Annotated in this window: 20 protein-coding genes; 14 read left to right on the plus strand and 6 right to left on the minus strand. The window is 58.8% G+C overall.

Features of this window, described 5'->3' with window-relative positions:
* The 10 genes from sdhA (at window position 1) to AB4O40_RS25735 (ending at window position 13,666) form a co-directional block, all read left to right on the plus strand.
* On the plus strand, window positions 1–1,773 hold the full coding sequence (gene sdhA, locus AB4O40_RS25690; RefSeq protein WP_056721681.1) for a succinate dehydrogenase flavoprotein subunit: 1,773 nt from the start codon (window positions 1–3) through the stop codon (window positions 1,771–1,773).
* Between the two features lie 11 nt (window positions 1,774–1,784).
* Window positions 1,785–2,489 carry a succinate dehydrogenase iron-sulfur subunit gene (locus AB4O40_RS25695; protein WP_008063297.1) on the plus strand — a complete coding sequence of 235 codons (705 nt, stop codon included), beginning with the start codon at window positions 1,785–1,787 and terminating at the stop codon, window positions 2,487–2,489.
* Between the two features lie 253 nt (window positions 2,490–2,742).
* Window positions 2,743–5,574: a 2-oxoglutarate dehydrogenase E1 component gene (locus AB4O40_RS25700; RefSeq protein ID WP_223542121.1), complete on the plus strand. Its 2,832-nt coding sequence runs from the start codon at window positions 2,743–2,745 to the stop codon at window positions 5,572–5,574.
* Window positions 5,575–5,616: 42 nt separating this feature from the next.
* The gene (odhB, locus tag AB4O40_RS25705) at window positions 5,617–6,837 is read left to right on the plus strand and encodes a 2-oxoglutarate dehydrogenase complex dihydrolipoyllysine-residue succinyltransferase (RefSeq protein WP_056721685.1); all 1,221 of its coding nucleotides are present in this window, start codon (window positions 5,617–5,619) and stop codon (window positions 6,835–6,837) included.
* A 98-nt stretch (window positions 6,838–6,935) separates the two neighbouring features.
* Complete coding sequence (gene lpdA, locus AB4O40_RS25710) at window positions 6,936–8,372, plus strand: dihydrolipoyl dehydrogenase (protein WP_007998079.1); 1,437 nt, start codon at window positions 6,936–6,938, stop codon at window positions 8,370–8,372.
* Window positions 8,373–8,570: 198 nt separating this feature from the next.
* The gene (sucC, locus tag AB4O40_RS25715) at window positions 8,571–9,737 is read left to right on the plus strand and encodes an ADP-forming succinate--CoA ligase subunit beta (protein WP_007919879.1); all 1,167 of its coding nucleotides are present in this window, start codon (window positions 8,571–8,573) and stop codon (window positions 9,735–9,737) included.
* Complete coding sequence (sucD, locus tag AB4O40_RS25720; RefSeq protein WP_007919877.1) at window positions 9,737–10,618, plus strand: succinate--CoA ligase subunit alpha; 882 nt, start codon at window positions 9,737–9,739, stop codon at window positions 10,616–10,618. Before sucC ends, sucD begins: the two co-directional genes overlap by 1 nt.
* Window positions 10,619–11,019: 401 nt before the next feature.
* Window positions 11,020–12,333 carry a branched-chain amino acid transport system II carrier protein gene (brnQ, locus tag AB4O40_RS25725; RefSeq protein WP_056721686.1) on the plus strand — a complete coding sequence of 438 codons (1,314 nt, stop codon included), beginning with the start codon at window positions 11,020–11,022 and terminating at the stop codon, window positions 12,331–12,333.
* A gap of 194 nt (window positions 12,334–12,527) precedes the next feature.
* On the plus strand, window positions 12,528–13,265 hold the full coding sequence (locus AB4O40_RS25730; protein ID WP_056721688.1) for a DUF599 domain-containing protein: 738 nt from the start codon (window positions 12,528–12,530) through the stop codon (window positions 13,263–13,265).
* A complete protein-coding gene (locus AB4O40_RS25735; RefSeq protein ID WP_056721690.1) occupies window positions 13,265–13,666 on the plus strand; it encodes an MAPEG family protein in 402 nt (133 codons plus the stop codon). Before AB4O40_RS25730 ends, AB4O40_RS25735 begins: the two co-directional genes overlap by 1 nt.
* 67 nt (window positions 13,667–13,733) lie before the next feature.
* Here the strand turns inward: AB4O40_RS25735 and AB4O40_RS25740 are convergent, their stop codons facing one another.
* Window positions 13,734–14,006, minus strand: coding sequence for a hypothetical protein (locus AB4O40_RS25740; RefSeq protein ID WP_056722291.1), 273 nt, complete (start codon window positions 14,004–14,006; stop codon window positions 13,734–13,736).
* 157 nt (window positions 14,007–14,163) lie between these two features.
* On the opposite strand from AB4O40_RS25740, the gene AB4O40_RS25745 reads away from it, so the two are divergent.
* From AB4O40_RS25745 to AB4O40_RS25760, 4 genes are all read left to right on the plus strand, one after another.
* Window positions 14,164–14,640: a PaaI family thioesterase gene (locus AB4O40_RS25745; RefSeq protein ID WP_056721692.1), complete on the plus strand. Its 477-nt coding sequence runs from the start codon at window positions 14,164–14,166 to the stop codon at window positions 14,638–14,640.
* Window positions 14,637–15,089: a PaaI family thioesterase gene (locus AB4O40_RS25750; RefSeq protein ID WP_056721694.1), complete on the plus strand. Its 453-nt coding sequence runs from the start codon at window positions 14,637–14,639 to the stop codon at window positions 15,087–15,089. The genes AB4O40_RS25745 and AB4O40_RS25750 overlap by 4 nt, the downstream gene beginning before the upstream one ends.
* A gap of 81 nt (window positions 15,090–15,170) precedes the next feature.
* Window positions 15,171–17,075: a molecular chaperone HtpG gene (htpG, locus tag AB4O40_RS25755; RefSeq protein WP_460154615.1), complete on the plus strand. Its 1,905-nt coding sequence runs from the start codon at window positions 15,171–15,173 to the stop codon at window positions 17,073–17,075.
* 67 nt (window positions 17,076–17,142) lie between these two features.
* Window positions 17,143–17,871 (plus strand): dienelactone hydrolase family protein, encoded by a 729-nt coding sequence (locus AB4O40_RS25760; RefSeq protein ID WP_056721697.1) that lies wholly within the window; start codon window positions 17,143–17,145, stop codon window positions 17,869–17,871.
* Window positions 17,872–18,018: 147 nt separating this feature from the next.
* Here the strand turns inward: AB4O40_RS25760 and AB4O40_RS25765 are convergent, their stop codons facing one another.
* From AB4O40_RS25765 to purM, 5 genes are all read right to left on the minus strand, one after another.
* Window positions 18,019–18,879 carry a pirin family protein gene (locus AB4O40_RS25765; protein ID WP_056721699.1) on the minus strand — a complete coding sequence of 287 codons (861 nt, stop codon included), beginning with the start codon at window positions 18,877–18,879 and terminating at the stop codon, window positions 18,019–18,021.
* A 62-nt stretch (window positions 18,880–18,941) separates the two neighbouring features.
* Window positions 18,942–19,358: an OsmC family protein gene (locus AB4O40_RS25770; protein ID WP_046037641.1), complete on the minus strand. Its 417-nt coding sequence runs from the start codon at window positions 19,356–19,358 to the stop codon at window positions 18,942–18,944.
* A 142-nt stretch (window positions 19,359–19,500) separates the two neighbouring features.
* Window positions 19,501–20,214, minus strand: a complete 714-nt coding sequence (locus AB4O40_RS25775) for a DUF3108 domain-containing protein (protein ID WP_056721701.1) — start codon at window positions 20,212–20,214, stop codon at window positions 19,501–19,503.
* Window positions 20,215–20,222: 8 nt separating this feature from the next.
* Entirely contained in the window at window positions 20,223–20,873 is a 651-nt protein-coding gene (gene purN / locus AB4O40_RS25780; RefSeq protein WP_056721703.1) for a phosphoribosylglycinamide formyltransferase, read from the minus strand.
* Window positions 20,873–21,931, minus strand: a complete 1,059-nt coding sequence (purM, locus tag AB4O40_RS25785; RefSeq protein WP_007984558.1) for a phosphoribosylformylglycinamidine cyclo-ligase — start codon at window positions 21,929–21,931, stop codon at window positions 20,873–20,875. Before purM ends, purN begins: the two co-directional genes overlap by 1 nt.
* Window positions 21,932–22,089: the final 158 nt, after the last annotated feature.

Below are 22,089 nucleotides of genomic sequence, written 5' to 3' on the forward strand. Positions count from 1 at the left end.
ATGGCTAACATTCCAACGATTTCTTTCGACGCCATCATTATTGGTGGTGGCGGTGCCGGCATGCGCGCAGCGCTGCAACTGGCACAGGGCGGTCACAAGACTGCCGTGATCACCAAGGTTTTCCCGACCCGTTCGCACACTGTATCCGCCCAGGGCGGCATCACCTGCGCCATCGCGTCCGCTGACCCGAACGATGACTGGCGCTGGCACATGTACGATACCGTCAAGGGTTCCGACTACATCGGTGACCAGGACGCTATCGAGTACATGTGTCAGGAAGGCCCGGCTGCCGTTTACGAGCTGGACCACATGGGTATGCCGTTCTCGCGTACCGAGCAAGGTCGTATCTACCAGCGCCCATTCGGCGGTCAGTCCAAGGACTACGGTAAAGGCGGCCAGGCTGCGCGTACTTGCGCTGCGTCCGACCGTACCGGTCACGCACTGCTGCACACCCTTTATCAGGGCAACCTGAAAGCCGGTACCGTGTTCCTGAACGAGTACTACGCTGTCGATCTGGTGAAGAACGGCGAAGGCGAGTTCGTCGGCGTGATTGCCATCTGCATCGAAACCGGCGAAACCACCTACATCCGTGCCAAGGCCACCGTACTGGCTACCGGCGGTGCAGGTCGTATCTACGCTTCGACCACCAACGCCCTGATCAACACCGGTGACGGCGTTGGCATGGCGCTGCGTGCCGGTGTACCGGTACAAGACATCGAAATGTGGCAGTTCCACCCGACCGGCATCGCCGGCGCCGGTGTACTGGTTACCGAAGGTTGCCGTGGTGAAGGTGGATACCTGATCAACAAGCACGGCGAGCGTTTCATGGAGCGTTATGCTCCGAACGCCAAAGACCTTGCCGGTCGTGACGTGGTTGCCCGTTCGATGGTTAAAGAGATCATCGCCGGCAATGGTTGCGGTCCGAATGGCGACCACGTGATGCTCAAGCTCGACCACCTGGGCGAGGAAGTGCTGCACAGTCGTCTGCCAGGTATCTGTGAACTGTCGAAGACTTTTGCCCACGTTGACCCGGTTGTTGCTCCGGTTCCGGTTGTTCCGACCTGCCACTATATGATGGGCGGCGTTGCCACCAACATTCATGGCCAGGCGATCACCCAGAACGGCGAAGGCGTCGACGAAATCATCCCTGGCCTGTTCGCAGTGGGTGAAGTGGCTTGCGTATCGGTTCACGGTGCCAACCGTCTGGGCGGCAACTCGCTGCTCGACCTGGTGGTATTCGGTCGCGCTGCCGGCCTGCACCTGGAAAAAGCACTGACCGACGGCATCGAATACGACGACGCTACCGAAGCCGATATCGAAGCTGCCCTGTCGCGCCTGAACGCTCTGAACAGCCGTACCGAAGGCGAAGACGTGGCTACCCTGCGTCGCGAGCTGCAGAACTGCATGCAGAACTACTTCGGTGTATTCCGTACCGGCGAATACATGCAGAAGGGTATTGCCCAGCTGGCTGACCTGCGCAAGCGCATCGCCAACGTGAAGATCAACGATAAGTCGCAGGCGTTCAACACTGCACGTATCGAAGCTCTGGAGCTGCAGAACCTGCTGGAAGTGGCCGAAGCCACCGCCATCGCCGCAGAAGTACGTAAGGAGTCCCGTGGTGCTCACGCCCGTGAAGACTTCGAAGATCGTGACGACGAAAACTGGCTGTGCCACACCCTGTACTTCCCGGGTGACAAGCGCGTGACCAAGCGTGCCGTGAACTTCTCGCCGAAGACTGTTCCGACTTTTGAACCTAAGATTCGGACTTATTAAGGGTGGCCGCCATGTTGCAAGTCAGCGTTTATCGTTACAACCCTGATCAGGACGCCGCGCCGTTCATGCAGGAATTCCAGGTTGATACCGGTGGTAAAGACCTGATGGTGCTGGACGTGCTGGCCCTGATCAAAGAGCAGGACGAGGGTTTCTCCTATCGTCGCTCTTGCCGTGAAGGTGTTTGCGGTTCCGACGGCATGAACATCAACGGCAAAAACGGCCTGGCATGCGTCACGCCGCTGTCCGCTGTCGTAAAAGGTAACAAGTTGATCGTTCGTCCTCTGCCAGGTTTGCCGGTTATCCGTGACCTGGTCGTCGATATGAGCATCTTCTACAAGCAATACGAAAAGGTTAAGCCATACCTGCAGAACGACACGCCGGCTCCGGCCATCGAGCGTCTGCAGTCCCCTGAAGAGCGTGAAAAGCTGGACGGTCTGTACGAGTGCATCCTGTGCGCTTGCTGCTCGACTTCCTGCCCGTCCTTCTGGTGGAACCCGGACAAGTTCCTGGGTCCGGCTGCCCTGCTGCAAGCGTACCGCTTCCTGGCAGACAGCCGTGATACCAAGACGTCCGAGCGTCTGGCTTCGCTGGATGACCCGTTCAGCGTATTCCGCTGCCGCGGGATCATGAACTGCGTCAACGTATGTCCGAAAGGCCTGAACCCGACTAAGGCCATCGGTCACATCCGTAACATGTTGCTCTCAAGCGGCGTGTGATTCAGCTGCTGTACCCGTTGTACCCGTAGATGCTGCGGCGCAGGCTTCAACCGGCGCCGTAGTTTTAACCTGAGCAGCAGCCTAAAAGGCTGCGGCTCTTATTTTGAAGAAATGAGACAAGCAGGGGCATCCGGGCTGGTACCCGGACTATCAGTGTGATCCTAGTGGCTTGTTTTGGTCGCTGCATTCGGACTTCTGCAAGTTTGCTCGGTGTCGACACCGATGGTGTTCCCCTAACCGAGGGTGACCAAGCATGCAAGAAAGCGTGATGCAGCGCATGTGGAACAGTGCCTACCTATCCGGTAGTAACGCTGCCTATGTGGAAGAGCTTTACGAGCTCTACCTGCACGACCCTAACGCTGTGCCAGAAGAGTGGCGCACCTACTTCCAGAAGTTGCCTGCTGACGGCAACTCTGCCACCGATGTTTCGCACTCCACAATTCGCGATCATTTCGTCTTGCTGGCAAAGAACCAGCGCCGCGCCCAACCGGTTTCCGCCGGCAGCGTGAGCAGTGAGCACGAGAAGAAGCAAGTTGAAGTGCTGCGATTGATCCAGGCCTACCGTATGCGTGGCCACCAGGCAGCCCAGCTTGACCCGCTGGGACTGTGGCAGCGTCCTGCACCTGCAGACCTGTCGATCAATCATTACGGCTTGACCAATGCCGATCTTGATACGACCTTCCGTGCCGGCGACCTGTTCATCGGCAAAGAGGAAGCGAGCCTACGCGAAATTCACGAAGCGTTGCAGCAGACATATTGCCGCACCATCGGCGCTGAGTTCACGCACATCACCGATTCCGAGCAGCGCCAGTGGTTCCAGCAGCGTCTGGAAAGCGTGCGCGGTCGTCCGACGTACTCCGCCGACATCAAGAGCCACCTGCTTGAGCGCGTGACCGCCGGTGAAGGCCTGGAAAAATACCTGGGCACCAAATACCCGGGTACCAAGCGTTTCGGTCTGGAAGGCGGCGAAAGCCTGATTCCGATGCTCGACGAGCTGATCCAGCGTTCCGGTTCCTACGGCACCAAGGAAATCGTCATCGGCATGGCCCACCGTGGCCGTCTGAACGTGCTGGTCAACACCTTCGGCAAGAACCCGCGTGAGCTGTTCGACGAGTTCGAAGGCAAGAAGAAGGTCGAGCTGGGTTCCGGTGACGTGAAATACCACCAGGGCTTCTCGTCCAACGTAATGACCTCCGGCGGTGAAGTTCACCTGGCCATGGCGTTCAACCCGTCCCACCTGGAAATTGTTTCCCCGGTGGTCGAGGGTTCGGTTCGCGCCCGTCAGGATCGTCGTAACGACCCGACCGGTGAGAAGGTTCTGCCGATCTCCATCCACGGTGACGCTGCTTTCGCAGGTCAGGGCGTGGTCATGGAAACCTTCCAGATGTCGCAGACCCGCGGTTTCAAGACCGGCGGTACCGTGCACATCGTGATCAACAACCAGGTCGGTTTCACCATCAGCAACCCGCTGGACTCGCGTTCCACCGAGTACGCGACCGACGTTGCGAAAATGATCCAGGCGCCGATCCTCCATGTGAATGGTGATGATCCGGAAGCCGTATTGTTCGTGACCCAGCTGGCCATCGACTACCGCATGCAGTTCAAGCGTGACGTGGTGATCGACCTGGTCTGCTACCGTCGTCGCGGCCACAACGAGGCCGACGAGCCAAGCGGCACCCAGCCGATCATGTATCAGCAGATCACCAAGCAGCGCACCACCCGTGAGCTGTATGCCGATCGTCTGACCCAGGGCGGTGTGCTCGACGCAGAGCGTGTTCAGGCGAAAGTCGACGAATACCGCAATGCGCTGGACAACGGTCTGCACGTAGTGAAAAGCCTGGTCAAAGAGCCGAACAAAGAGCTGTTCGTGGACTGGCGTCCGTATCTGGGCCACGCCTGGACCGCGCGTCACGACACTCGCTTCGACCTCAAGACCTTGCAGGAACTGTCCGCCAAGCTGCTGGAAATCCCGGAAGGCTTCGTGGTCCAGCGCCAGGTTGCCAAGATCTACGAAGACCGCCAGAAGATGCAAGCCGGCGGCCTGCCGATCAACTGGGGTTACGCCGAAACCATGGCGTACGCGACCCTGGCGTTCGAAGGTCACCCGATTCGCATGACTGGCCAGGACATCGGTCGCGGTACGTTCTCGCACCGTCATGCTGTCCTGCACAACCAGAAAGACGCGGGCACCTACATCCCGTTGCAGAACCTGTACGACGGCCAGCCACGTTTCGACCTGTACGATTCGTTCCTGTCCGAAGAGGCCGTACTGGCGTTCGAATATGGTTACTCGACCACCACGCCTGATGCGCTGGTGATCTGGGAAGCCCAGTTCGGCGACTTCGCCAACGGTGCCCAGGTAGTTATCGACCAGTTCATCACCAGTGGCGAGCACAAGTGGGGCCGTCTGTGCGGTCTGACCATGTTGCTGCCGCACGGTTACGAAGGTCAGGGGCCGGAGCACTCCTCGGCGCGTCTGGAACGTTACCTGCAGCTGTGCGCCGAGCACAACATTCAGGTAGCCGTGCCGACTACGCCGGCACAGATCTATCATTTGCTGCGTCGCCAGGTGATTCGCCCGCTGCGCAAGCCTTTGATCGTTCTGACTCCGAAGTCGCTGTTGCGCCACAAGCTGGCCATCTCGACGCTGGAGGATCTGGCCGAAGGTTCGTTCCAGACCGTCATCCCGGAAATCGATGCCCAAGACCCGAAAAAGGTCGAGCGCGTTGTTCTGTGTAGCGGCAAGGTCTACTACGACCTGCTGGAAAAACGCCGTGCCGAAGGTCGTGACGACATCGCTGTCGTGCGTATCGAGCAGCTGTACCCATTCCCTGAGGACGACTTGAAAGAAGTCCTGGCGCCTTACACCAACGTCAAAGCTGCCGTCTGGTGTCAGGAAGAGCCGATGAACCAGGGTGCGTGGTACTGCAGCCAACACCACATGCGTCGCAGTATCAGCAACCTCAACAAGTCTCTCGTACTCGAGTACGCGGGCCGCGAGGCTTCTGCTGCACCAGCATGCGGTTACGCATCGATGCACGCCGAACAGCAGGAAAAACTGCTGCAAGACGCCTTTACTGTTTAACGCCTTCGCGCACCTGAAACCGAATTTAAGGAACCACAGACAATGGCTATCGAGATCAAAGCCCCCACTTTCCCGGAATCGGTTGCCGATGGCACCGTTGCCACCTGGCACAAGCAACCGGGCGACGCGGTCAAGCGCGACGAACTGATTGTCGACATCGAAACCGACAAAGTCGTGCTGGAAGTGCTGGCTACCGCTGACGGCGTGCTGGGCGCTATCGTCAAGAACGAAGGCGAAACCGTTCTGTCCGACGAAGTCCTGGGCTCCATCGTTGAAGGCGGCGCTGCTGCTGCCGCTCCGGCTGCCGCTGCTGCTCCGGCCGCTGCTGCCGCTGCTCCAGCTGCCGGCGCTGACGAAGACGCTATCGCAGCTCCAGCTGCTCGCAAGCTGGCCGAAGAAAACGGCATCAACCTGGCTTCCGTCAAAGGCACCGGCAAAGATGGTCGTGTAACCAAGGAAGACGTGGTTGCCGCTGTCGAAGCCAAGAAAGCTGCTCCTGCTGCCGCACCTGCCAAGGCTGCTGCTCCGGCTGCCGCTGCTCCTGTGTTTGCCGCTGGCGATCGCATCGAGAAGCGCGTACCGATGACCCGCGTTCGTGCCACCGTGGCCAAGCGTCTGGTTGAAGCTCAATCGAACATGGCGATGCTGACCACTTTCAACGAAGTCGACATGACTGAAGTCATGGCACTGCGTTCGAAGTACAAGGACCTGTTCGAGAAGTCCCACAACGGCGTGCGCCTGGGCTTCATGTCGTTCTTCGTGAAAGCGGCCACCGAAGCGCTGAAACGCTTCCCGGCTGTCAACGCCTCGATCGACGGTGGCGACATCGTTTACCACGGCTACGCTGACGTCGGCGTTGCAGTTTCCAGCGATCGCGGCCTGGTTGTACCGGTTCTGCGTAACGCCGAACTGATGAGCCTGGCTGAAATCGAAGGCGGCATCGCCACCTTCGGCAAGAAAGCCCGCGACGGCAAACTGTCGATGGACGAAATGACCGGTGGTACTTTCACCATCACCAACGGTGGTACTTTCGGTTCGATGATGTCGACCCCGATCGTCAACCCGCCACAAGCCGCCATCCTGGGCATGCACAACATTATCCAGCGTCCGATGGCCATCAACGGTCAGGTCGTTATCCGTCCGATGATGTACCTGGCACTGTCCTACGATCACCGTCTGATCGATGGCAAAGAAGCTGTGACCTTCCTGGTGACCATCAAGAACCTGCTGGAAGATCCGGCTCGTCTGTTGCTGGATATCTGATAGAAGCAGCCATGAGCTGCAAGCCCGTGCTGTCGGAAAACCCGCAGCCTGGCTTGCCGCTCGCGGCTTGAAGCTTTTCGCTAAAGAGGATTTTTTGAATGTCGCAGAAATTTGACGTAGTAGTGATCGGCGCGGGCCCTGGCGGTTACGTGGCTGCCATCAAGGCCGCTCAGCTGGGCCTCAGCACTGCCTGCATCGAGAAGTACACCGACAAGGAAGGCAAACTGGCTCTGGGCGGTACTTGCCTGAACGTCGGCTGCATTCCATCCAAGGCCCTGCTGGACAGCTCGTGGAAATTCCACGAAGCCCAGGACGGTTTCGCGATCCACGGTATCAATCACGCTGGCGTGACCATGGACGTGCCAGCGATGGTTGGCCGCAAGGCCAACATCGTCAAAGGCCTGACCTCCGGCGTTGCGACCCTGTTCAAAGCCAACGGTGTGACCTCTATCCAGGGTCACGGCAAGCTGCTGGCCGGCAAGAAAGTCGAAGTCACCAAGCCTGATGGCTCGGTAGAAATCATCGAAGCCGAAAACGTCATCCTGGCTCCAGGTTCGCGTCCGATCGACATTCCGCCAGCTCCGGTTGACCAGAATGTGATCGTCGATTCGACTGGCGCCCTGGAATTCCAGTCCGTGCCTAAGCGTCTGGGCGTGATCGGCGCTGGCGTGATCGGTCTGGAACTGGGTTCGGTCTGGTCGCGTCTGGGCGCGGAAGTGACTGTCCTGGAAGCCCTGGACACCTTCCTGATGGCAGCGGACACCGCTGTTTCCAAGGAAGCGCTGAAAACCCTGACCAAGCAGGGTCTGGACATCAAGCTGGGCGCTCGCGTAACCGGTTCCAAAGTGAACGGCGACGAAGTCGTGGTGAACTACACCGATGCCAAGGGCGAACAGAACATCACTTTCGACAAGCTGATCGTAGCCGTTGGTCGCCGTCCGGTGACCACTGATCTGCTGGCAGCCGACTGCGGCGTGACCCTGGACGAGCGCGGTTTCGTGCACGTTGACGACCACTGCGCCACCACCGTACCGGGCGTCTACGCCATCGGCGACGTGGTTCGCGGCATGATGCTGGCGCACAAGGCCTCGGAAGAGGGCATCATGGTTGTCGAGCGCATCAAGGGCCACAAGGCCCAGATGAACTATGACCTGATCCCTTCGGTTATTTATACTCACCCGGAAATCGCGTGGGTCGGTAAAACCGAGCAGGCCTTGAAAGCTGAAGGCGTTGAAGTTAACGTCGGCACCTTCCCGTTCGCCGCCTCCGGCCGTGCCATGGCTGCCAACGACACCGGTGGTTTCGTCAAGGTCATCGCAGATGCCAAGACAGACCGCGTACTGGGCGTCCACGTGATTGGCCCAAGCGCTGCAGAACTGGTTCAGCAGGGCGCGATCGGTATGGAATTCGGCACCAGCGCTGAAGACCTGGGCATGATGGTTTTCTCCCATCCGACCCTGTCTGAAGCCTTGCACGAAGCTGCTTTGGCAGTGAATGGCGGCGCTATTCACATCGCCAACCGCAAGAAGCGTTAAGACATAATAAGAAACCACGGCGGTTTGGCCCGTCGTGAGCCTTGCATGCAAGACTCACCGCGGAATATCCGCTGGACGCAGTCTTGCATAGCTGCACCGGGTACCCGGAAAGGCTATGCAAGCAGCAGTCACAGGTGGTGCGGCACTTGAATGAGTGCAGCACCGAATGCGCAGTACCTAACGAAGACGGTAAAAAGCATGAATCTTCACGAGTATCAGGGTAAGCAGCTGTTCGCTGAATACGGCCTGCCAGTTTCCACTGGTTATGCAGTAGACACCCCGGAAGCAGCAGCAGAAGCTTGCGACAAAATCGGCGGCAGCGAGTGGGTTGTCAAAGCCCAGGTCCACGCCGGTGGTCGCGGTAAAGCGGGCGGCGTAAAGCTGGTTCGCAGCAAAGAAGACGCCAAAGCCTTCGCACAGCAGTGGCTGGGCAAGCGTCTGGTGACTTACCAGACTGACGCCAATGGCCAGCCAGTCACCAAGATCCTGGTTGAATCGTGCACTGATATCGCTAAAGAGCTGTACCTGGGCGCTGTCGTTGACCGTTCGAGCCGTCGCATCGTGTTCATGGCTTCCACCGAAGGTGGCGTGGACATCGAGAAAATCGCTCACGACACTCCAGAAAAAATTCTGAAAGCCACTATCGATCCACTGGTTGGCGCTCAGCCATTCCAGGGTCGCGAGCTGGCATTCCAGCTGGGTCTGGAAGGCAAGCAAGTTGCCCAGTTCGCCAAGATCTTCGTAGGTCTGGCCAAACTGTTCAAGGATCACGACCTGGCCCTGCTGGAAGTGAACCCGCTGGTGATCAAGGCTGACGGCGATCTGCATTGCCTGGACGCCAAGATCAACATCGACGCCAACGCCATGTACCGTCAGCCTAAGCTGAAGACTTTCCACGATCCGTCGCAGGACGATCCGCGCGAAGCGCACGCTGCCAAGTTCGAACTGAACTACGTAGCGCTGGAAGGCAACATCGGTTGCATGGTCAACGGTGCTGGCCTGGCCATGGGTACCATGGACATCGTCAACCTGCATGGCGGCAAGCCAGCCAACTTCCTCGACGTGGGCGGCGGTGCTACCAAGGAACGCGTTACCGAAGCGTTCAAGATCATCCTGTCCGACACTAACGTCGCTGCAGTACTGGTCAACATCTTCGGCGGCATCGTTCGTTGCGACATGATTGCCGAAGGCATCATCGGCGCTGTGAAAGAAGTCGGCGTGAAAATCCCGGTTGTTGTTCGCCTTGAAGGCAACAACGCTGAGCTGGGCGCTAAAGTACTGGCAGAAAGCGGTTTGAACATCATCGCTGCTACCAGCCTGACCGACGCTGCTCAACAAGTTGTCAAAGCTGCGGAGGGCAAATAATGAGCGTCCTGATCAATAAAGACACCAAAGTTATCTGCCAGGGTATTACCGGTTCGCAAGGTAGTTTCCACACCCAGCAAGCCATCGAGTACGGCACCAAGATGGTTGGTGGTGTAACTCCAGGCAAAGGCGGCACCGAGCACCTGGGCCTGCCAGTGTTCAACACCGTGAAAGACGCTGTAGCTGCCACTGGCGCCACCGCCAGCGTGATCTACGTTCCGGCTCCTTTCTGCAAGGACTCGATCCTGGAAGCTGCCTTCGGCGGCATCAAGCTGATCGTGTGCATCACCGAAGGCATTCCTACCCTGGACATGCTGGACGCCAAAGTTAAGTGCGACGAGCTGGGCGTAGTCCTGATCGGCCCTAACTGCCCAGGCGTGATCACCCCAGGCGAATGCAAGATCGGCATCATGCCAGGTCACATTCACTTGCCAGGCAAGGTCGGTATCGTTTCCCGTTCCGGCACCCTGACCTACGAAGCTGTGAAGCAGACTACTGACGCCGGTTTCGGTCAGTCGACTTGCGTCGGCATCGGTGGTGACCCGATCCCGGGTTCGAACTTCATCGACATCCTGAAGCTGTTCCAGGAAGACCCGAAGACCGAAGCGATCGTAATGATCGGTGAGATCGGCGGTTCGGCTGAAGAAGAAGCGGCTGCCTACATCAAGGCACACGTGACCAAGCCGGTTGTTTCCTACATCGCTGGTGTGACTGCTCCTCCGGGCAAGCGCATGGGCCATGCTGGCGCAATCATCTCTGGCGGCAAAGGCACTGCAGACGAGAAATTCGCTGCTCTGCAAGACGCAGGCGTTAAAACCGTGCGTTCGCTGGCAGACATCGGCAAGGCCCTGGCCGAGCTGACCGGTTGGGCTGTCAAGTAAGCCTCGCGCTTAGCTTGCAACTCTGCTGACAAAGGCCACCTTCGGGTGGCCTTTGTCGTTTCCGGCATTTGTGTTGGCTGTGCTGGCCTCTTCGCGGGCAAGCCCGCTCCCACAGGGCGACGCATTCCAATGTGGGAGCGAGCTTGCTCGCGATGACGGACTTACAGACACCAACCATTTACATGCATAAACGCGACACGAAAATGTCGTAGATCGGAATGTTCGCCCTCTAACAGTGCGTTTCTGGTCCAAATTCGTTAGGCTACGCGCCATTTTTGCGTCTGCGGCCCACAAGGCGGCAACGCGCTAAAAGGGTCGGTCTTATACGGACTGACAGCATTTCCCTCACCCATAGGGAAATCCCTCTCTAAATTCCGATTCAGTAGTGTGGTATTTCCTTAATGAAAGTGTTGAAAGGCCAGGACATCCTGGCACTTGGTTTTATGACGTTTGCCCTGTTCGTCGGGGCTGGCAACATCATCTTCCCGCCTATCGTCGGTTTGCAGTCCGGGCCCAATGTCTGGATGGCGGCGCTGGGTTTCCTGGTCACGGCGGTCGGTCTGCCGGTGATCACCGTTGTGGCGCTGGCCAAGGTCGGCGGTGCAATGGATGCCTTGAGCAGCCCGATCGGTAAAGTCGCCGGTGGCCTGCTGGCAGCGGCTTGTTACCTCGCTGTTGGCCCGCTGTTCGCGACGCCACGTACCGCGACGGTATCCTTCGAAGTGGGCCTGGCGCCGCTGACCGGCGAGAGCCCGCTGGCGCTGTTCCTGTACAGCTCGGTGTACTTCCTGCTGGTGTTCTTCATCTCGCTGTATCCGGGCCGTTTGCTCGATACCGTAGGGCGCTTCCTCGCGCCGCTGAAGATCATCGCCCTGGCCGTGCTGGGCATTGCAGCTTTCGCCTTGCCGGCCGGTGACATTGGCCAGGCCACGCCTGAATACGTGGCGGCGCCGTTCTCCCAAGGCTTCATCAATGGTTACCTGACCATGGATACCCTGGGCGCGCTGGTGTTCGGCATCGTTATCGTCAACGCCATCCGTTCCCGCGGCGTCGAGTCGCCAGCACTGATCACCCGTTATGCGATCATCGCCGGTTTGATCGCCGGCGTGGGCCTGGCACTGGTGTATGTCAGTCTGTTCCGTCTCGGTTCGGGCAGCCATGAAGTGGCCGCTGGCGCTACCAATGGCGCGGCGGTATTGCATGCTTACGTGCAGCACACCTTCGGTTCGCTGGGCAGCGGCTTCCTGGCCGTGCTGATCTCCCTGGCGTGCCTGGTGACCGCGGTCGGCCTGACCTGTGCTTGCGCCGAGTACTTCAGCCGTGTGGTGCCGCTGTCCTACAAGACGCTGGTGATCATCCTCGCCGCGTTCTCGCTGCTGGTGTCCAACCTGGGCCTGACCAAGCTGATTGCGTTCTCGATCCCGGTGCTGACCGCGATCTACCCGCCGTGCATCGTTCTGGTGGCATTGAGCTTCTGCAAGGACTTCTGGCATGAGCAGGGTCGTATCCTCGGCCCGGTGATGCTGGTGTCGTTCATCTTCGGCCTGATCGATGCCCTCAAGGGTGCAGGCCTGGCGGACTGGATGCCGACGCAAATGGCCCACCTGCCGCTGAGCGAGCAGGGCCTGGCCTGGCTGGTGCCGTCGGTGATGACACTGGTGGTCGCGGTGGTCTGCGATCGCCTGCTGGGCAAGCGCGCCGAAGCCTTGGCTTAAGTCGCTTCACGACCCGCCACAAGCGGGTCTTGAGCAAAAACAGAAATGCCCCGTATCAATCGATACGGGGCATTTTTTTTGTGAGGGATGCGGTGTCTTTTCCGTTGAGCTAACGTCGAAGCACTGCAACACCCTTTGTGGGAACTCGCTCCCACAGGGTCTGTGTAATCCGCATTTACTTCACAAGGACCTGCATGTCGTTCATCCAAGCCAACCTGATCCACCTTCTTGCCGCCGTCTGGTTCGTTATCTGCTGGGGCGGGTACACCCGCTATGCCACATGGAAAGGCCGTGACACCGCGTGCCTGGCCAGTGTGCTGCACCTGTATCGAGAAGACTGGATGCGCCGCATGCTGCTGCGCGACAACCGAATCGCCGATGCCAGCGTGATCGGCAATCTGGAACGCAATGCTTCGTTCTTTGCCTCCAGTACGTTGATTATCCTGGCCGGTATTCTCACGGTATTGGGGGCTTCGGAACGGGCGGTATCGTTGCTGGCGGATATCCCGATGGTGCAACAGGCGTCTCAGGGCATGTCGGAAATCAAGTTGCTGTGCCTGGCGCTGGTGTTTGTCTATGCGTTCTTCACCTTCAGTTGGTGCATGCGCCAGTACAACTTTGCCGCGGTACTGGTGGGTTCGGCGCCGATGGTCGGCGAGCGCCATGTGTCGGAGCAGGAACGCAAGGCATTCGCTTCCCGCGCCGCCCGCGTCATCTCCATGGCCGCCAACCAGTTCAACTTCGGATTGCGTTCCTACTACTTCGGCATGACCATGCTGGCCTGGTTCGTCAGCCCGTGGCTGTTCATGTTGATGAGTGCCGGCGTCGTATTCGTGTTGTACCACCGCGAGTTTCATTCCGACGTACTCGACGTGATGGTCTATACCCCTACAGAGGCGCCGTTGCCGGAGGTAATCAAAGAGGCTGCTTGATGAGTATTCCATTCTGGTGCGTGTTTATCAGTGCAGTGTTGATTTATCTGGCGCGAATGCCCGTGACCAGGGCCATGAAAGAGCAGGGTGGTTACGATAACCACCTGCCGCGCCAACAGCAGATGCAACTCACGGGGCTGGGTGCCCGGGCGGTGGCAGCGCATCAGAACAGTTTCGAAGCCTTCATGTTGTTTGCGGTGGGTGTGTTGATGGCGCATACCACGCAGACGGCGGGCTGGCTGATCGACTGTCTGGCGATCATCTTCGTGATCACGCGGGTTATTTATCTGGTGTGTTACTGGAAGGACCTGGCCTGGCAGCGCAGTCTGGTTTGGCTACTGGGATTAATCTGTTCGCTGTTGTTGATGATTAGTCCGACTTTTCGAACGTTTTTGCTCTAACCACTTTTTTCAAGGCAAAAGAAAACCCGCACTTGGCGGGTTTTCTTTTGCCACGCTAAAAACCGTATTAGTTCTTAGGTGCTTCCGGAGCGGCTGGAGTGGCTGGAGCAGCCGGAGCAGCCTCTTTTGCCGCTTCAGCGTTCGATTCAGCCTGATCTTTGGCGGCTTCGGCGTTTTCTTTCGCAGCGTCGTTCACTTTATCCTGAGCTTTGCTCATGTCTTGCTGAGCTTGCTCAGCATGTTTGGCAGCATCTTGAGCTTTGTCCTCGGATTTTTTATCGCAGGCCGCGAGACCGAGGGAAGCGGTCAACATCAAGGCAATAGCTAAAGTCTTACGCATGGGGTGTTTCTCCTGATGAAAAGCATCTACTGGCATTAAGAGCCCACGCATCAGGGTTAAGTTCCATAATTCTTTCAGATATATAAGTTTGCTCTAGCGCGGAACTTTTATCCGGGCCGCCACCGCACTGTACGGACATAAACAAGGGCTTTATCAAATGGCTGAAAACCCCGTTTTTGAGCGTGCGAAGCGCTTTTTGTCAGCGCTGCGACATTGCCAGGTACTTGGACTAAGCGTTCACAGCGCCAGCAACGAAGGGCTGACGATTGTACTGCCTTACAGCCCGCAGATCGTCGGCAATCCCGAAACCGGCGTGATTCATGGCGGAGCGCTGACCTCGTTGATGGATACCGCCTGTGGCATGGCGACCCTCTGCGTGCTCCCGGAATTCGAAGTCTGCCCGACCCTCGACCTGCGCATCGACTACATGCACGCCGCCGAGCCGCATAAGGATGTCTATGGCTTTGCCCAGTGCTATCGGGTCACCACCGACGTGATTTTTGCCCGTGGCTTCGCCTATCAGGATGACCCCGGGCAACCCATTGCCCATGTGATGGGCACTTTCATGCGCATGGGCAAGCACATCAAGGGCACCAAGGGCTTTGGTGGCGCGGTTACCGGAGGTGCGCAATGAACGAGTCGATCAAGGATCAATTGCAAAAGGCCCACGAGCAGGGCGATTACGCCGCGCTGCTGGATTTGATTCCCTATGCTCGGCTGATCGGCGTCGAATGTTCGCGGGTGGGGGATGAGTTGCTGTTCAAGCTGCCTGCGAACAAGGACAACATTGGCAACCCTTTGTTGCCGGCGATTCATGGCGGTGTGATCGCCGGTTTCATGGAATTGGCCGCGGCGCTGCACCTGTTGGTGTTTACCGGATCGCCCGGGGTACCGAAGATCATCGACTTCTCCCTGGATTACCTGCGAGCCGGGCAATTTCGCGATACCTGGGCCCGATGCCAGGTCTGGCGCCAGGGACGCCGGGTCGCCAATGTGGCGATTACCGCCTGGCAAAGCACCGAAGCCGAACCCATTGCCACGGCCCGTGCACATTTCAAACTCGAAGAGCCCTTGAAATCCTGAACTCAGCCCCAAACTCTGAGGACAACCCGCCGTCGACCCTCATGGTCGCGGCTTATGCCATCTGATTGGAGTTTGATGACCATGAGTGTGGAAACTCAAAAGGAAACCCTGGGCTTCCAGACCGAGGTGAAGCAACTGCTGCATCTCATGATCCATTCGCTGTATTCCAACAAGGAAATTTTCCTTCGCGAATTGATCTCGAACGCCTCTGACGCTGTCGACAAATTACGTTTCGAAGCCCTGGCCAAGCCAGAGTTGCTGGAAGGCGGCACCGAACTGAAAATCCGTGTGAGCTTCGACAAGGACGCTAAAACCGTCACCCTCGAAGACAACGGTATCGGCATGAGCCGCGAAGACGCGATCACCCACCTGGGTACCATCGCCAAGTCCGGCACCGCCGATTTCATGAAGCACCTGAGCGGCGACCAGAAGAAAGACTCGCACCTGATCGGCCAGTTCGGTGTCGGTTTCTACTCCGCATTCATCGTTGCTGACAAAGTCGATGTGTACAGCCGTCGTGCCGGCAGCGCTGCCAGCGAAGGTGTGCACTGGTCGTCCGAGGGCGAAGGTGACTTCGAAGTGGCGACCATCGACAAGGCCGAACGCGGAACTCGCATCGTCCTGCACCTGAAATCCGGTGAAGACGAGTTCGCCGATGGCTGGCGCCTGCGCAACATCATCAAGAAGTACTCCGACCACATCGCCTTGCCGATCGAGCTGCCGAAAGAAGTGGCCGCTGCCGAAGGCGAAGAGCAGCCGGCCGTTGAGTGGGAAACCGTCAACCGCGCCAGCGCCCTGTGGACCCGTCCGCGTACCGAGATCAAGGACGAGGAATACCAGGAGTTCTACAAGCACATCGCTCACGATTTCGAAAACCCGCTGAGCTGGAGCCACAACAAGGTCGAAGGCAAGCTCGAATACAGCTCGCTGTTGTACGTGCCGACCCGTGCGCCGTTCGACCTGTACCAGCGTGAAGCGCCGAAAGGCCTGAAGCTGTACGTGCAGCGCGTGTTCGTCATGGATCAGGCCGAGTCCTTCCTGCCACTGTACCTGCGCTTCATCAAGGGTGTGGTCGACTCCAACGACCTGTCGCTGAACGTGTCGCGGGAAATCCTGCAGAAAGACCCGATCATCGACTCGATGAAGTCGGCGCTGACCAAGCGCGTCCTGGACATGCTGGAAAAACTGGCGAAGAACGAGCCTGAGCAATACAAGGGCTTCTGGAAAAACTTCGGTCAGGTCATGAAAGAAGGCCCGGCAGAAGATTTCGCCAACAAGGAAAAAATCGCCGGCCTGCTGCGTTTCGCGTCGACCAATGGCGACGATGGCGAACAGGTTGTCGGCCTGGCCGAGTACCTGGCGCGCGCCAAGGAAGGTCAGGACAAGATCTACTACCTGACCGGCGAAACCTACGCGCAAGTCAAAAACAGCCCGCACCTGGAAGTCTTCCGCAAGAAAGGCATCGAAGTGCTGCTGTTGACCGACCGCATCGACGAGTGGTTGATGAGCTACCTCAGCGATTTCGACAGCAAGAGCTTTGTCGACGTGGCACGCGGTGACCTGGACCTGGGCAACCTGGACTCGGAAGAGGACAAGAAGGCCGCGGAAGAAGTCGCCAAGGCCAAAGAAGGTCTGGTCGAGCGTCTGAAAGCTGCGCTGGGCGAATCCGTTGCTGACGTTCGGGTTTCCCATCGTCTGACCGACTCCCCGGCGATTCTGGCCATCGGCGAGCAGGACCTGGGTTTGCAGATGCGTCAGATCCTCGAAGCCAGCGGTCAGAAGGTTCCGGATTCGAAGCCGATCTTCGAATTCAACCCGACTCACCCGCTGATCGAGAAGCTCGACAACGAGCAGAGCGAGGAGCGCTTCCGTGAGTTGGCGCACATCCTCTTCGATCAGGCGGCCCTGGCGGCCGGCGACAGCTTGAAAGACCCGGCGGCCTATGTGCGCCGTCTGAACAAGCTGCTGGTCGAACTATCGGCCTGACCGTGTTGCAGAAAAACCCGCTTCGGCGGGTTTTTTCATTCTGGTGTTCAATAATCAGGAGTCAGAAATGAGCCAAATCACTGTACGTTCCGTTGCCTATCAGATTGACGGCCAGGCTTACGAAAGCCGTCTGGCCTTTGATGCCGACCATAAAGGCCCGCGCCCGGGGTTGTTGATGGCGCCGAACTGGATGGGTGTCAGCGCCGGTGCCGAAGAGATCGCCAAAGCAGTGGCATCCAAGGGTTATGTGGTGTTGATCGCTGACCTTTACGGTCAATCGGTTCGTCCGACGAACAATGACGAGGCCGGCGCGGCCATGATGCCGTTGAAGAATGACCGCCCATTGCTGCGCAAGCGCATGCAAGTGGCGTTCGAGCAGCTGCAGGGGCAGGGCGAGGTGGCTGTCGATACTTCGAAACTGGCCACTTTCGGTTTCTGCTTCGGCGGCTGCTGCGCCCTGGAATTCGCCCGTACCGGCGCGCCGGTGAAGGCCGCGGTGTCGTTCCACGGCACGCTGGACACGCCGAACCCTGCTGATGCGAATAACATCAAGGGTAAGGTCCTGGTGCTGCACGGTGCCTCCGATCCGCTGGTGCCGAAGGAGCAGTTGCCGGCGTTCGAAGATGAAATGAACGCGGCGGGTGTGGATTGGCAGTTGCTGAGCTACGGCGGTGCGTTCCACTCGTTCACCGACCCGCACGCCAACGTGCCGGGGATGATGATGTATGACGCCAAGGTGGCTGCCCGGGCGTTCACGTCGATGCACAATCTGCTGGATGAAGTGTTCAAGGGCTGATCTGTTGCCTGACACCGACTTTGTCAGAGCCTGAACCGGCCCCTTCGCGAGCAAGTCGAATCGTCGCACCGCCGCTCCCACATTTAACCGCGTTCCAATGTGGGAGCGGGCTTGCTCGCGAAGGCGGTTCCACAGGCAACTAAAATCTCAGGGCAATTCGATCCTCTCAACTTCCCCCGGCACCGTCGGCCAGTCCCCGGCCGCCCAGCGCCGGCGTGCTTCATCAATCGCCGCCGGATCGCTCGCGACAAAATTCCAGTTGATCCGTCGTGACCCGTCCAGCGGAGCACCGCCGAACAACATGGCGTGACTGTCGCTTTCAGCAAACAGAGTCATCTCCTCCCCCGCAGGCAGTACCACCAGCGAGTACGGCTCTATCGACTCGCCATCGAGTTGCACCTCACCGCTCAACACATACAGCGCGCGTTCTTCATGCTCGGTGGGAATCAGCAATGTGGTCGCCGTTTGCAGGTGCAGTTCCGCATACAGCGTAGGAGAAAGCACCGGCACGGGCGATTCCAGGCAAAAGCCTGACCCGGCAATCATGCGAATCTTCACTCCCAGGTTTTCGCTGACCGGCAATGTGGACGCCGGATGGTGGCTGTAATGCCCCGGACCTTGCTCTTTGTCCTTGGGTGAAGCCAGCCAGATCTGCAGGCCGTGCATCGTGAAACCGCTTTCTTTCAGAGCCTCGGGGGTGCGTTCGACGTGGGCGATGGCACTGCCGGCCGTCATCCAGCTGACGTCGCCAGTCCCGACCACTTGATCGGAACCGAGACTGTCCTTGTGCTGGATCTGCCCCTGGAACAAGTAGGTGAGGGTGGACAGGCCAATGTGCGGATGCTGGCGGATGTTCATGCCTTTGCCCGGTGGATAACGGGTTTCCAGCATGTGATCGAAAAACACGAATGGCCCGACGCTGCGGCACTTGGCTGATGGCAGCGGGCGAAGAATCGGCTGGCCTTCGACATCTTCGGTGCGGGGGCGGATCACTAGCGGAGTGTTCATGGTGCGTTCCAGGCTGAGCGGGTAATGCGTTCGAGCATAACCCGCTTGGGCAGCCCTTGCCGCTATTGGCTGAACGCGCCTTCGGACAAGTGCGTTTCGATGCTGACTTCAGAGGTGGTCATCAGCTTGTGGATCGGGCAGCGATCGGCCACGCGGTGCAGTTCATCGCGCTGGGCGTCGGTGAGTACGCCCTTGAGGGTCAGTTTGACGTGCAGCGCGTACTGGCCTTTCTGTTCCAGGCTGTTGTCGCGCTTGACCTCGACGCCGACACCGGTCAGCGGGATGTCTTTCTTCCTGGCATACAGCTTCAGGGTGAGGGCTTTGCAGGCACCCAGCGCGGCATCGAAATAATCGTGCGGTTCCGGAGCCGAGCCCTCTCCGCCAGCCGTGACGGGCGCGTCGGCGAAGAGTTCGTGGTCATCGATCTGGACGCTGTGGCGCAAACCTTCGGCGGAGACGGTGTTGACGGTAACGGTCATGGCAAACCTCGCAGGCGACAGGAAAACTCATTCGATCAAAAAAGACCTTGAAGGTATAGAGCCATCGCGCTTGTCGGGTGTTCCAATTTTCAGAACCCACAAAAAAGCCCCGCGACTGCGGGGCTTTTTGTATCGATCCGGATCAGCTGCCTTTGACCGGCTTGCCGTTGACCGTACCGTCCAGGAGCATGATGTTGTATTCCTTGCCGTCGGTTTCGACTTGTTGCAGGCGGACCAGCAGGTAATCCCAATCCTTGGCGAACCACATCACGGTGATGCGTTTGTTTTGTGTCGGGTCGCGTACACGTTCAACCTTGATTGCATCGATCTTGCCGGCCTTGGTGTCGACCTTTTCAGCGCCCAGCACGCGGAAGTCATAGGTATCGACTTCACCGCCGTCGACCACCTGATAACTCATGCTTTTTTTGCCGGCGGCGACGTCGTGCTGCAGAGCCAGTTGGTAGCTGGATTTGTCGAGCATGCCGCGGTTCAGCGGAACCTTGACCGCGTCGCCGCGATCGGTACCGGTGACCATCTTGGTGTTCCAGTCGAAATCCAGATCCGCTTTCTTGGCCTTGCCCAAGCCGCCACGTTCAAAGTGATACGACTCTGGAAGAAGCGTGTCCTTGTCCATGGTGAGGGTACTTTCCTCGGACAGGCTGGCGATCATCATCGATGCCTTGAAACTCAGTTTCCATTTGCCATCGCTGGTTTTTTCGAGGTTGCGCTCGGCAGTGCCACTCATGGGCAGCTGTTTCCAGTCGGCGGTGTAGCTGGCGGAGAAAGGTTGAAGGTCTGCCGCCTGGGTCAAGGGCAAGGCGAGCAGAGCGCAAGCGAAGAGCAGGGCGCGACGCATAAAATCTCCTAGTTTCGAATCAAGTGGCCGCTGGCCGCGAGTAGCTGTCCATCCAGTAAAGCACCTTGCTCGCCGAGGGCCAGACGACCTTCGGCGAACCAGCGTACGGCCATCGGGTAGATCAGGTGTTCCTGAACATGGACCCGCTGCGCCAGACTCTGCGGCGAATCCTGTAACTCTACCGGTATTACAGCCTGTACGACCAGTGGTCCGCCATCGAGTTCCTCGGTGACGAAGTGCACGGAGCAGCCGTGCTCGGTGTCGCCGGCCTCCAGCGCGCGCTCATGAGTGTGTAACCCTTTGTATTTGGGTAGCAGCGACGGATGGATATTGAGCAGGCGACCCTGATAATGGCGTACGAAACCAGCGCTGAGAATGCGCATGAATCCGGCCAGAACCACGAGTTTGGGGTTGAAGGCGTCGATCAGTTCGATCAGCGCGGCGTCGAAGGCCTCGCGACCTTCGAAAGCCTTGTGATCCAGGGCGCGGGTATCGATACCCGCGTCACTGGCGCGCTGCAGGCCGTAGGCGTCGGCGCGGTTGGAAATCACCGCAGCGATGCGGGCCGGGCTGTCGCCGGTCCGCGTGCTGTCGATCAAGGCCTGCAAGTTACTGCCGGTGCCGGACAACAGCACCACGACATCACAGGTCTTAGGCATCAGTGAGCCTTGAGGTTCTTCAGTTCAACCTGAGCCGCGCCTTCGGCAGCGGTGGAGATCTGGCCGATGACCCAAGGCTGTTCGCCCGCTTCGCGCAGAACGTTCAGGGCAGTTTCCACGTGCTCCTGAGCGACGCAGATGACCATGCCCACGCCGCAGTTCAGCACGCGGTGCATTTCGTTCTCGTCAACGTTGCCTTTCTCTTGCAGCCAGTCGAACACTGCAGGGCGGTTCCAGCTGGCCACGTCAACCACGGCCTGAGCGCCTTTTGGCAGAACGCGCGGGATGTTGTCCAGCAGGCCGCCACCGGTGATGTGGGCCATGGCTTTGACTGCGCCGGTTTCCTTGATCAGCTTGAGCAGTGGCTTCACGTAGATACGGGTCGGGGCCATCAGCAGGTCGGTCAGCGGCTTGCCGTCGAGCTGGGTGTTCTCGATGTCGGCACCGGACACTTCGATGATCTTGCGGATCAGCGAGTAGCCGTTGGAGTGCGGGCCGGAAGATGGCAGGGCGAGCAGGGCATCGCCGGCAGCGACCTTGGAGCCGTCGATAATTTCGGATTTTTCCACGACGCCGACGCAGAAACCGGCCAGGTCGTAGTCTTCACCTTCGTACATGCCCGGCATTTCAGCGGTTTCGCCGCCAACCAGCGAGCAGCCCGACAGTTCGCAGCCAGCGCCGATGCCAGTCACAACCTGGGCGGCGGTGTCGACGTTCAGTTTGCCGGTGGCGTAGTAGTCGAGGAAGAACAGCGGCTCGGCGCCGCACACCACCAGGTCGTTGACGCACATGGCAACCAGATCGATACCGATGCTGTCGTGTTTGTTCAGGTTCAGTGCCAGGCGCAGCTTGGTGCCGACGCCGTCAGTACCGGAAACCAGCACAGGCTGCTTGTAGCCGGCCGGGATTTCGCAGAGGGCGCCGAAACCGCCCAGGCCGCCCATGACTTCCGGGCGCGCAGTGCGCTTGGCGACGCTCTTGATGCGTTCGACCAATGCTTCACCGGCGTCGATGTCTACACCGGCGTCCTTGTAGCTCAGGGAGGGTTGCTTGCTCATGATCCAGGCCTTTAGGGGGGATTTCTGGGTAACGACCGAGTCCGTCGGGAGCGCCGAAACTGCGTAGGCGAGAACCATGCGCGCTATTCGGACACTACCCGGCTGTTGCCGGTCTGCGAAGGCGCGCGATTTTATCAGGCTTGAGGCGCAGCGGCCAT

This window comes from Pseudomonas sp. S2_F07 (assembly GCF_054668325.1).